The organism is Proteus sp. G4380 (genome assembly GCF_963885725.1).
Taxonomy (GTDB): domain Bacteria; phylum Pseudomonadota; class Gammaproteobacteria; order Enterobacterales; family Enterobacteriaceae; genus Proteus; species Proteus mirabilis.
The window spans coordinates 1-12,411 of record NZ_CAWPAV010000185.1 but is presented as its reverse complement, the minus strand read 5'-3'; the positions used below and the strand labels follow the sequence as shown (position 1 = coordinate 12,411).

Annotated in this window: 7 protein-coding genes; 6 read left to right on the top strand and 1 reads right to left on the bottom strand. The window is 40.8% G+C overall.

All coding sequences use genetic code 11. The annotated features are described in order from the left end of the window. Window positions 1-198: 198 nt before the first annotated feature. Window positions 199-1,668 carry a membrane-bound lytic murein transglycosylase MltF gene (gene mltF, locus AACU98_RS16470; RefSeq protein ID WP_161735212.1) on the bottom strand — a complete coding sequence of 490 codons (1,470 nt, stop codon included), beginning with the start codon at window positions 1,666-1,668 and terminating at the stop codon, window positions 199-201. A gap of 264 nt (window positions 1,669-1,932) precedes the next feature. On the opposite strand from mltF, the gene purL reads away from it, so the two are divergent. From purL to glnB, 6 genes are all read left to right on the top strand, one after another. Next, the gene (purL, locus tag AACU98_RS16465) at window positions 1,933-5,823 is read left to right on the top strand and encodes a phosphoribosylformylglycinamidine synthase (protein WP_049217619.1); all 3,891 of its coding nucleotides are present in this window, start codon (window positions 1,933-1,935) and stop codon (window positions 5,821-5,823) included. A 687-nt stretch (window positions 5,824-6,510) separates the two neighbouring features. Further along, entirely contained in the window at window positions 6,511-7,959 is a 1,449-nt protein-coding gene (locus AACU98_RS16460; RefSeq protein ID WP_004248446.1) for a sensor histidine kinase, read from the top strand. A gap of 83 nt (window positions 7,960-8,042) precedes the next feature. Continuing rightward, window positions 8,043-8,969, top strand: a complete 927-nt coding sequence (qseG, locus tag AACU98_RS16455) for a two-component system QseEF-associated lipoprotein QseG (RefSeq protein WP_088207257.1) — start codon at window positions 8,043-8,045, stop codon at window positions 8,967-8,969. Between the two features lie 11 nt (window positions 8,970-8,980). Then, window positions 8,981-10,318, top strand: a complete 1,338-nt coding sequence (glrR, locus tag AACU98_RS16450) for a two-component system response regulator GlrR (RefSeq protein WP_004243867.1) — start codon at window positions 8,981-8,983, stop codon at window positions 10,316-10,318. A 74-nt stretch (window positions 10,319-10,392) separates the two neighbouring features. Continuing rightward, entirely contained in the window at window positions 10,393-12,009 is a 1,617-nt protein-coding gene (locus AACU98_RS16445) for an NAD+ synthase (protein ID WP_004248444.1), read from the top strand. A gap of 15 nt (window positions 12,010-12,024) precedes the next feature. Further along, the gene (glnB, locus tag AACU98_RS16440; protein WP_004243865.1) at window positions 12,025-12,363 is read left to right on the top strand and encodes a nitrogen regulatory protein P-II; all 339 of its coding nucleotides are present in this window, start codon (window positions 12,025-12,027) and stop codon (window positions 12,361-12,363) included. Window positions 12,364-12,411 lie beyond the last annotated feature (48 nt).

Genomic DNA, 12,411 nt, shown 5'->3' with positions numbered 1-12,411 from the left:
GTAATTTAACTATTTTTAATAAAAAAAGTATTAAAATAGTAACATTTTTTATCAAGTTCGCAGTAAAACCCGTCCTTCAAGAGGGGGAGGATACCAAGTTATGGCACGGTATAGAGAGGATTATGCTGCTAAAATTGTGGTTAGATGAATAAAAAACGAGGGTAGTAAGCCCCTAAAAAGAGGCTATATAATTGACAACTAAGATGAAGAGGGGGTTCCTACGGAGCGAGGCGGTAATAAAGCAGTATTGGCTGAATCGTCTTTTTCGTCTTTCGATAGGATCTTATTTTTACTCTCTTTTGCTTGTAGGTATCCCTCTAAACTGAGTTGATAGCGACGAATATTTTCAACATAACGATAAGCTTCATGTCCTCTCGCATAACCATAGGGAAGATCTAAATAGTATTTCTTTTGGCTGAGCAAAGGTAACCGCGCTTTTACATCTAACCAGCTATTAGGATTGGCGCCTTGCTGTTCGGTTAGCTTTCTTGCATCTAACATATGACCATATCCCATGTTATAAGCGGCAAGTGCAAACCAGATTTTTTCATCATCAGGGATAGTATCTGGTAGGCGAGAAAGAAGATGTTTTAAATATTGTGCACCTCCTTTGATACTTTCTTCAGGATTTAACCTATCTGTTATACCCATACTTGATGCAGTTGGACGTGTTAGCATCATTAAGCCTCTTACACCTGTCGGTGACGTGGCATGGGGATCCCAATGTGATTCTTGCCAAGCCATTGCTGCTAATAAACGCCAATCAAAAGTCTCGGCATATTTTTCAAACAGAGGTTGATAATTAGGTAATATTGAGTCAATGGCGGTAATAAAAGAGAGTGTATCAAAGTAGTCAAATGAACCAACATGACCAAAATACTTCTCTTCTAGTCTTGCGAGCACATCGTCTTGGGAAAGTTGATTGAAGTAATCCAACATGGCTGCATACAGACTATTATCATCTTGATTTGGTAAATACCACGTTAATGGACGACTTTCCGTCACCTCAAAAGCGACAGCAACATTAGGGTGAATGCGTTGTTGTACCGCGACACTGATTGAATCGGCCAGTACATAAGTTATTTTACCTTCAGATAACTCTTCAAGTAGCTGTGAAGTCGTTTTAGTTTCTGACTCTTCCCATTCGAGTTCAGGATATTGCATTTCTTTTAATGTTTTTAATAAGCTGGCATGAGCTGAACCGGCTGCGACGACAAGGCGCCCATTAAGCTCATCAAAACGACGAGGCCTCAATGTGCCTTTACGATAGATCAGTTGTTGAGAAACTGAGAAATAGGCTGGCCCACTTCGTGTCGTATCTAGCCTTTCTTTATTATAAATTAATCCAGCGGCAATAAAGTCTGCTTTATTATTCTCCAGATCATCAAAGAGTTGGTTGATATTCGTCCGCATATTAACGACAAGTTTCACGCCAAGATAATCAGCAAAGCGTTTCACTAATTCATAATCGAAACCTACGGGGTCCTTTTTATCATTTATCGTTATCAGTGGTGAAGGGATAGTACTCACTCTAAGCTCACCACGAGATAAAATCTTATTTATCTGCGCTTTTTGCCTGTCAGGCCAAGTAATATTCAGTGCAATAATCGCGGCTGAAAATAGCGCTATGATAACGATAACGAAATAGTTAATCCTTATATTGTTCAATAGGTTGGTTCTCGTTAACGTTGTTTTTTATTGTGTGTAAAGTAGTCATTTAAACATGGATAAATTTCCAGTAATCGACCATTTTGCTCAACATTTTGCTAAGACGCAACTTGATTACACCAATTAATGATGAAAACACGCTAAGTTAAATGCTGTTATTTTGTTCACGCAAACGGTTTCGTCTGAGCAGTTATTCTATTATACTAGGCGCGTTTCCCCTGAATGATTGATCAGGCTAGCTGCTAAAAGAGAGAACTCAATATTATGGAAATCCTGCGTGGCTCCCCCGCTTTATCCGCTTTTCGTATTAATAAACTATTAACTTTATGTCAGGAAAACCAACTTCCTGTCCGTGGTATTTATGCGGAGTTTATCCATTTTGTAAAAGTGGATGGACAGCTATCTGAAGATGAACAAGCTAAATTAAGTAAGTTACTGCACTATGGCCCTTCATTAACAGAGCATGAGCTTGTTGGAGAGATGCGTATTGTTGTACCACGACCGGGAACCATTTCGCCATGGTCGACTAAAGCGACAGATATTGCCCATAATTGTGGTTTAGCACAAGTGGTTAGAATTGAACGTGGTATTGCTTATTATATAGATAGCGATACGATGGACGAAGAACAGTGGCAGTTGTTATACGGTTTTATTTATGATCGTATGATGGAAACAATTTTTACCGATTATCAACAAGTTAATGCGCTATTTGCTGAACAGACACCCACCCCATTAAAAACAATTGATGTTCTTGCTCACGGTAAAGATGCGCTAGTTGCTGCCAATATTGAAATGGGGTTAGCGCTAGCTGATGATGAAGTTGATTATCTAGTAGATGCTTTTAAACGTTTGCAACGTAATCCAACTGATGTAGAACTTTATATGTTCGCTCAAGCAAACTCAGAGCATTGCCGTCATAAAATTTTTAATGCAGATTGGATAATCGACGGTAAAGCGCAAGACAAATCATTATTTAAAATGATTAAAAATACTTTTGAGCAAACTCCTGATTATGTCTTGTCGGCTTATAAAGATAATGCCGCAGTAATGGAAGGCTCCGTTGCTGGGCGTTTTTATCCCGATACGGAAAAAGGGCATTACCGTTATCATCAAGAGCCTGTCCATATCTTAATGAAAGTGGAAACGCACAATCACCCAACGGCAATTTCCCCGTGGCCTGGTGCAGCAACTGGCTCTGGCGGCGAAATTCGTGATGAAGGGGCGACAGGCCGTGGGGCAAAACCTAAAGCGGGTTTAGTCGGTTTTTCCGTTTCTAACTTACGTATTCCGGGGTTTGAACAACCTTGGGAAGAAGATTTTGGCAGACCAGAACGTATTGTCAGTGCACTGGACATTATGACAGAAGGCCCTTTAGGTGGAGCCGCATTTAATAATGAATTTGGTCGCCCCGCCTTATTAGGTTATTTCAGAACCTATGAAGAGCAGGTTAATAGCCATAATGGTGTTGAAATTCGAGGCTACCATAAACCTATTATGTTGGCTGGTGGTATTGGTAATATTCGCGAAGATCACGTGCAAAAAGGTGAGATCTCCGTGGGTGCTAAGTTAATTGTACTTGGTGGCCCATCGATGAATATCGGCCTAGGAGGTGGTGCGGCTTCTTCTATGACTTCCGGCCAGTCAGATGCTGATTTAGATTTTGCTTCTGTGCAACGAGATAACCCAGAAATGGAGCGTCGTTGCCAAGAGGTTATCGATCGCTGTTGGCAATTAGGTGATGATAACCCGATTTTATTTATTCATGATGTCGGAGCGGGGGGGCTTTCTAATGCCATGCCTGAGCTTGTCAATGATGGCGGGCGTGGAGGTCGTTTTGAGTTACGTAACGTTTTAAATGATGAACCGGGTATGAGTCCTCTAGAGATCTGGTGTAATGAGTCGCAAGAGCGTTATGTATTAGCGGTATCCCCAGAAAAAATGCCACTATTTGATGCGCTATGCCAACGAGAAAGAGCCCCTTACGCTGTCATTGGCGAGGCAACACAAGAGCGTGAATTAGTGTTAAATGATACACACTTTGATAATAAACCAATAGATATGCCTTTAGATATCTTGTTGGGTAAAGCACCGAAAATGTTGCGTGATGTCACATCACATAAAACAGCAGGTGAATATCTCGATCGTAAAGATATCGATTTAAAAGAAGCGGTTTATCGCGTACTTCATTTACCCGCCGTTGCTGAGAAGACGTTCTTAATTACTATTGGTGATCGTAGTGTTACGGGAATGGTTGCGCGTGACCAAATGGTTGGGCCTTGGCAAATTCCGGTGGCTAACTGTGCGGTAACAACGGCCACATTAGATAGTTATTACGGTGAGGCGATGTCAATAGGGGAAAGAGCCCCTATTGCACTATTAGATTTTGCCGCATCAGCGCGAATGGCGGTAGGTGAAGCCTTAACCAATATGGCTGGTTGCGATGTACAGTCACTTAATCGTATAAAACTTTCCGCAAACTGGATGGCTGCGGCGGGTCACCCTGGTGAAGATGCGGGATTATATGATGCAGTAAAAGCCATTGGTGAAGAGCTATGCCCACAATTAGGTATTACTATTCCGGTGGGTAAGGACTCAATGTCCATGAAAACGCGTTGGCAAGATGAACAAGGAAAAACGAAAGAAGTTATTTCCCCTCTCTCTTTAGTTATCACCGCATTTTCCCGTGTTGAAGATGTACGTAAAACTGTCACCCCTGAGCTTTCTACCCAAGAAGGAAACCGTTTATATCTAATCGATTTAGGTAATGGTCATAATGCATTAGGGGCAACAGCATTAGCTCAGGTTTATCGTCAGCTAGGACAAAAAGCGGCTGATTTACGTGATGTAGAGCAGTTAAAACAGTTTTTTAATGTCATTCAACAATTGGTGAGCGACGGTAAATTACTGGCTTATCATGACCGCTCTGATGGTGGCTTATTTGTGACTTTGGCCGAAATGGCGTTTGCGGGACATTGTGGCCTTAATGTTGATATCAGTGCTTATGACGAAGATATTTTAGCTGGTCTATTTAATGAAGAGCTAGGTGCGGTGTTCCAAATTAAAGGGGAGCATCAAGAAAGCGTTGAAACACTGTTTACTGAACATGGTTTAGCGGATTGTTTACATTACTTAGGGCAAGCAACACCAAGTGATGACATTATTATTCAAAGCCGTGAAACGGAAGTTTACCACGAAAAACGTAGTACATTACGTGTCTGGTGGGCTGAAACGACATGGCAAATGCAACGTTTACGTGATAATCCTGAATGTGCAGATGAAGAACATCGTGCCAAACAAGATAGTCACGATCCGGGATTAAATGTTCACTTAACCTTTGATCCAGCAGAGGATATTGCGGCGCCTTATATTGCTACAGGCAGTCGTCCTCGTATTGCGGTATTAAGAGAGCAAGGTGTTAACTCTCATGTGGAAATGGCAGCAGCTTTTGATCGCGCTGGATTTGATGCTATTGATGTTCATATGAGCGATTTACATACGGCACAACGCTCATTAAGTGATTTTGATGTATTGGTTGCTTGTGGTGGTTTCTCTTATGGTGATGTACTCGGTGCGGGTGAGGGATGGGCTAAATCTATTTTATTTAATCATCGTTTACGTGATGAGTTTGCCCAATTCTTTGCACGTCAAGATACGTTATCACTTGGGGTTTGTAATGGTTGCCAAATGATGTCAACGTTGGCCGAGCTTATTCCGGGGGCAGATTTATGGCCGCGCTTTGTACGCAATCGCTCAGAGCGTTTTGAAGCCCGCTTTAGCTTAGTAAAAGTAACTGATAGCCCGTCGCTATTATTACAAGGTATGGCGGGGTCACAGATGCCAATTGCGGTATCTCATGGTGAAGGTTTTGCTGAATTTCGTGACGCTGCACAATTAGCGCAGTTAGAAGCAAAAAATTTAGTAGGACTGCGTTTTGTTGATCACTATGGTCAACCAACAGAGCAATACCCATTAAACCCTAACGGATCAGTAAAAGGGATCACCGCTGTTACCACAACAGATGGCCGCTCAACAATCATGATGCCTCACCCTGAGCGCGTTTTTAGAACAGTGAGCCATTCTTGGCATCCAGAAAATTGGGGAGAAGATAGCCCTTGGATGCGCTTATTCCGTAATGCCAGAAAGCAATTTGACTAATGATGTAATAAAAAAGAGTCAGTGTTATAACCCAAAGCCCCTCAAGTTAGAGGGGCTTTATTTTGTTGATATAAAAGGAAAAAATTATCAATGTATAAAATCGACGACACATCATTTTTTCATTGTCGCCAAAAGGTGACATTTAACTTGTTGAATTTTAATAATTTAATATTTTTTAATTAACGGTGTCTGGAAATGGAGACAGCTTGTTGATTTTTTCGCTATCAAAAATTGGGGCTGTTTTTTATTTTAGTAAGATAAAAATACTTTTTTGTTTAAAATTAATACCTTATGATTTTAATCGAAAAGTTGGCACGCCTTGTGCATTATATTAATCAGTTGCTCATTCAACTTTTTATGTCGGTCCACAATATGGGTGGGAACATACCACATAAGCCAAGAATGACGCCAGAGTAAGGTGCCTACCGTCCAACATCATGATACTCGCCTTCGGGCCTTATCAAACACAGGGCGACACGTGGAGTGAGGCACCACCTTCATTCTCTTTTAGAGAGAAAAGAGATGAATATTGACGAGCGGAATATCTCAGTAAGATATTCCGCTCTCCCATTTCTAGAGCCTGTTGCGTGTTCTCGCTTGTGTTCGTTTTCCTATCTGAATTTCAATGTCGGACTTTTTTCTTGTTATTAAGTCATGTAGCATCGCATTACTCTAATAGGTGTTGAGATGATTTCATTGAAAAAGTGGCGTATTTTCCCCCGATCTTTAAGACAATTGGTTATCATGGCATTTTGGATGGTGCTGTTACCGCTTCTCGTCCTTGCCTATCAGGCTTATCAAAGTTTGGATCAGCTTAGTAACCAAGCCGCTATTACCAATAAAAATGCGTTAGCGGATACCGAGCGTAGCGAGGTGATGCGTAATTTAGCTATTGAAATGGAAGGAAATTATCGACGATATTGTGTATTGCGTGATAAAACTGATGAAGAAATGTATCAACAGCGTTATCAACAATACAGCAAAATGTTCTCTACCTTGCAGCAGACCATCATCCCTCTTTCTGAGTCTAAAGAAGCACAGGCCTTGAATACTTCTTTGAAAACGCTCAAATCAATTCAATGCAAAAATAGTGAACCCACTTCTCAAATGCAACAGGCATTAGAGCAATTTTCTTATGCCAATAACCGCATTGTCGTGTTAACTAAAGAGATTATTTTTAGTCGTGGCGAGCAACTACAAATGGCTATTGCTGAAAAAGGGCGTTATTTTGGTTGGCAAAGTTTAATTGTTTTTGTTTTTAGCCTGATTTTAATTGCCTTATTTACCCGTATGATCATCGGTCCGGTTAAAGGTATAGAAAAAATGATTAACCGATTGGGGGAAGGGCGTACATTAAATAATAACTTGAATTCGTTTCAGGGGCCACGTGAATTACGCTCTTTAGCTCAACGTATTATTTGGCTAAGTGAACGTCTTGCATGGCTAGAATCGCAACGCCATGAGTTTTTACGTCATATTTCTCATGAGTTAAAAACACCGTTAGCCAGTATGCGCGAAGGAACAGAATTATTAGCGGATGAAGTAGCAGGGCCTTTAACCTTAGATCAAAAAGAAGTCGTAGCTATTCTTGATAATAGTAGTAAACAACTTCAATTATTAATTGAGCAACTACTTGATTATAATCGTAAACTTTCCGAAGTACCTCAGCAAATTGAGGAAGTTGATTTAACCACATTAGTGAATGATGTGGTGTTAGCGCATAGTTTACCCGCCCGAGCGAAAGGCATTAAGACGATAATTTCACTTGATCTAAAAAAATGTCGAGCAGAAACGACGTTATTATCAAGAGTTATTGATAATCTCTACTCGAATGCGGTGCACTATGGCGCTGAATCGGGTAATATCTGGATCTCTAGTTATCAAATTGAACAGAAAATAGTTATTGATATAGCCAATAAAGGCACTCCGATCCCTGAATCAGAACAAAAAATGATTTTTGAGCCCTTTTTTCAAGGTTCTCTATTACGTAAAGGGGCTGTCAAAGGGAGTGGTTTGGGGTTAAGTATTGCTCATGACTGTATCAAAAGAATGGATGGCGAGTTAAATATTGTTCATTCTGACTATGCTGATGTCTGTTTTCGTATTGAACTACCGCTACTTTCTGAGAATAAATAATGCATATCAGGTCACAAAAACAGGTGTCTTTTCATCAGTATAAAAAATTAAAGCGAAAGACACTGGCTAATGAGCAATTATCTATGGCCCCTGCATCAATTAAGAGGATCGCTTCACACTGGAAACAGTATCTGTGTTGGATAATGTTGCCTATGTTTCTTGCTGGATGTGCACAAAAATCGCTGACCGAAACTGCTAATATTGAGCCTGAAACCCCCGTTGTTAAACAAAAAACTATCGATTATCGTTGGGCAGAATGTAAAACTTTAGCTGCTTTTTATCATGAAGGGCTCAATAATCCGCTATTTTGGTTACGTACCATTGAGTGCACACAGCGTATTATGTCTACAGAAGCACAACGTCAAGCCAGTAGTGTTATCGTTGCAGGATGGGACGGTGCCTTTTATAAAAGTATTTTATTAGAGCGAGCGGGAATGACGGTTGCTGAACGTCGTGCTCAGCTGGTTTTATTAGAAAGCTATCAATTGCAATTTCCAAGCTCTATGCGTGTTCTATTATCTACTTGGATTGAGAATCAAACGCTTACGCTTGCTCTCGCTGATGAGAAAAATCGTAATCGCCGTTTTGTTACAGAAACGGAAAATAAAATGGATTTACTGAAAAAACAAAATAATGCATTAGAGCATGAGTTAAATACCACACGTAAAAAACTCGAAAGCCTCACACAAATTGAACGTCAATTATCGAGCCGAAAACAAGGGGCTTCTGTGGATGCTATTTCTCAAGAAGAAGCGCTGTCTGATGTTCAATCTTCAGATGCGAGTAATACAGAAAAACCAGCTGATAAACCGACAGCGGAGCAATCTAATACGTCAACGGCAAGTGAGCAATCGATAACCAAAGAAAATAATGAGGTTTCACAACCTTCGGTATCAGCAGTTAAACCTGAACCACCAAAAGCAGAACAAGTAAAACCTGATGCGAAAAATACCTCGACAGAAAAAGAGAATAGCGCAACGGTTAAACCTACTGAAACAGGATCTAAATAAGGAGAATGTGCATGGCTGGCCATAAATCAGCGAATCTTTTACTTGTCGATGATGATCCGGGATTATTAAAGCTACTGGGTATGCGATTAACAAGTGAAGGGTTTCATATCGTTACCGCTGAAAGTGGGCAAGAAGCACTTAAACTATTATTAAAAGAAAAAATCGATCTGGTGATCAGCGATTTACGTATGGATGAAATGGATGGTATGGCGCTATTTGCAGAAATACAGCGCCAACAACCCGGTATGCCTGTGATTATTTTAACTGCACATGGCTCCATTCCTGATGCTGTCGCGGCAACTCAACAGGGGGTGTTTAGTTTCTTGACTAAACCTGTTGATAGAGATGCGCTTTATAAAGCTATCGATGAAGCATTAGAATTAGTGACGACGGTATCTGATGAAGAGTGGTCAAAAGATATCGTGACCCGTAGCCCCCAAATGTTACGTTTATTAGAGCAAGCCAAGTTAGTTGCACAATCCGATGTTAGCGTACTGATTAATGGGCAAAGCGGTACAGGTAAAGAAGTCCTTGCTCAAGCAATCCACCGCGCCAGCCCACGAGCTAAAAAACCCTTTATTGCTATTAACTGCGGTGCTTTACCTGAACAATTATTAGAATCTGAACTATTTGGACATGCTAAAGGTGCTTTTACTGGCGCGGTAAGTAGTCGTGAAGGACTTTTCCAAGCGGCAGAAGGAGGCACTCTATTTCTGGATGAAATTGGTGATATGCCAATGGCATTGCAAGTGAAATTATTGCGTGTATTACAAGAGCGTAAAGTGCGGCCATTAGGCAGTAATCGTGATATTGATATTGATGTGCGTATTCTTTCTGCAACCCACCGTGACTTGCCAAAAGCGATGGAGCGTAATGAATTTCGAGAAGATTTATACTATCGTTTAAATGTGGTGAATTTACGTATCCCCACGTTGAGCGAAAGAGCCGAGGATATCCCTGTTCTTGCTAACCATTTATTGCGCGAATCAGCAAAACGGCATAAACCTTTTGTGCGTAGCTTCTCAACGGATGCGATGAAATGTCTAATGACAGCAAGTTGGCCGGGAAATGTGCGTCAGTTAGTTAACGTCATCGAGCAATGTGTCGCTTTAACGACCGCACCTGTGATTAGCGAAGCCCTTGTCACACAAGCATTGCAAGGGGAAAATACCGCATTACCTACTTTTGCTGAAGCACGGGGCCATTTTGAGATGACCTATTTAAGGAAGTTATTGCAGATGACAAAGGGCAATGTCACTCAGGCTGCAAGGATGGCAGGGCGAAATCGAACAGAATTTTATAAATTGTTGTCACGTCATGGACTTGATGCCAATGATTTCAAAGAATGATCTTTGTAGATAACAAAAATTTTTTTAAACTTGCTTTCTTTAGATAGCAAAGATAGCTGGAGAGACTAATTTTTATGAGTCGTAAATTAAAACTCGCACTTGCTCAGTTAAACTGGGTTGTTGGCGATATTGAAGGCAACTGTGAACGCATGTTAGCCACCGTAAAAGCGCAAGAAGATGCCGATCTGGTTTTGTTTTCTGAGCTTGCGTTATGCGGTTACTCTCCTGAAGATCTACTATTTCGCCCTGATTTCCAACAACGTTGTGAAGAGCAACTGGTTCGTTTAGAACAAGCTAGTAAGAAAACGGCCATTGTGGTTGGGCATCCTTGGTGGCAAAACGGTACTATCTATAATGCACTGTCATTTTTCTATCAAGGTGAGTTACAGGCGCGTTACTTCAAACAACAGCTACCTAATTATGGTGTATTTGATGAAAAACGTTATTTCCAACAAGGAAATGAACGTTGTGTTGTGCCTTTTAAAGGCTATCATTTAGGATTATTAATTTGTGAAGATATTTGGATCAACGAGCCTATTGATGCACTAAAACAAGCGGGTGCTGATCTGGTTCTTTCTATTAATGCTTCACCTTATAGTCGTGAAAAGCCGCATATTCGTACCCAATTAATTAAAGAACATTGCCAAAGAACGCATCTGCCTGTGGTGTATCTCAACCAAATTGGTGGTCAGGATGAATTGGTTTTTGATGGATGTTCTAAAGTCTTTGATGAACGAGGAACAATCACCCATCGTTTAGCGGCTTTTGATGAGCAAGTGGCTGTGGTGGAGTTTGATGAGTTAACTATCGTACCGATGCAAGATGCGGCACCAGAGCTTTCTCCTTTAGCGCAAGTTTATCAAGCACTAGTGCTGGCAACGCGTGATTATGTGACAAAAAATGGTTTTAAAGGCGCTATATTAGGATTATCAGGGGGCATCGACTCAGGCTTAACAGTTGCAATTGCCGTTGATGCGTTAGGTAAAGAGAGCGTTCAAGCGGTAATGATGCCATTTCGCTATACCTCAGAAATGAGTATTCACGATGCGAAAGAGCAAGCTGATTTATTAGGTGTTGAGTTTGATACTGTCTCTATTGAGCCGATGTTTGATGCTTTTATGGATCAACTTTCGCCTATGTTTAAAGGTAGCGCTGTCGATACTACAGAAGAAAATTTACAAGCGCGTTGTCGTGCTGTTATTTTAATGGCGATGTCCAATAAACGTCGTCGGTTAGTGCTCACCACGAGTAATAAAAGTGAATCTGCCGTAGGCTACTCGACCTTATATGGTGATATGGCGGGGGGCTTTGATGTTTTAAAAGATGTTCCTAAAACACTGGTGTTTGAACTGGCTAAATATCGTAATACTCTTTCACCCGCTATTCCACAACGTGTGATTGATAGGCCCCCTTCAGCAGAATTAGCACCAGGACAAACAGATCAAGATAATCTGCCACCTTATGATATTTTAGATGCCCTTCTTGAAGGCTATGTTGAGCAAGATAAATCTGTTTCTGACTTGGTTGCGGCTGGATTTGATGAAGCCATTGTTCGTAAAGTGGTAAAATTAGTCGATATTAATGAATATAAGCGTCGTCAAGCACCGGTAGGACCGCGTATTACCAGTCGTAATTTTGGTAAAGATCGTCGCTATCCGATCACAAGCGGTTTTGGTCGCCATAACTGGTAATAGCAGGATAATCCGATGAAAAAAATTGAAGCGATAATTAAGCCGTTTAAATTAGATGATGTAAGAGAAGCACTAGCCGAAGTTGGTATCACGGGTATGACGGTAACAGAGGTAAAAGGCTTTGGTCGTCAGAAAGGGCATACCGAACTTTATCGTGGTGCAGAATATATGGTCGATTTTTTACCTAAAGTAAAAATTGAGATCGTTGTTGCTGATGAAATAGCTGAAACTTGTGTCGATACTATAATGACTACCGCTCAAACGGGGAAGATTGGCGACGGTAAAATTTTTGTTTTTGATGTGAATCGAGTTATCCGTATTCGTACTGGAGAGCAAGACGAAGAAGCTATTTAAAAAATAAATAAGCGTTGTTTATGAAACCTGATGATTATTAGTTTAATT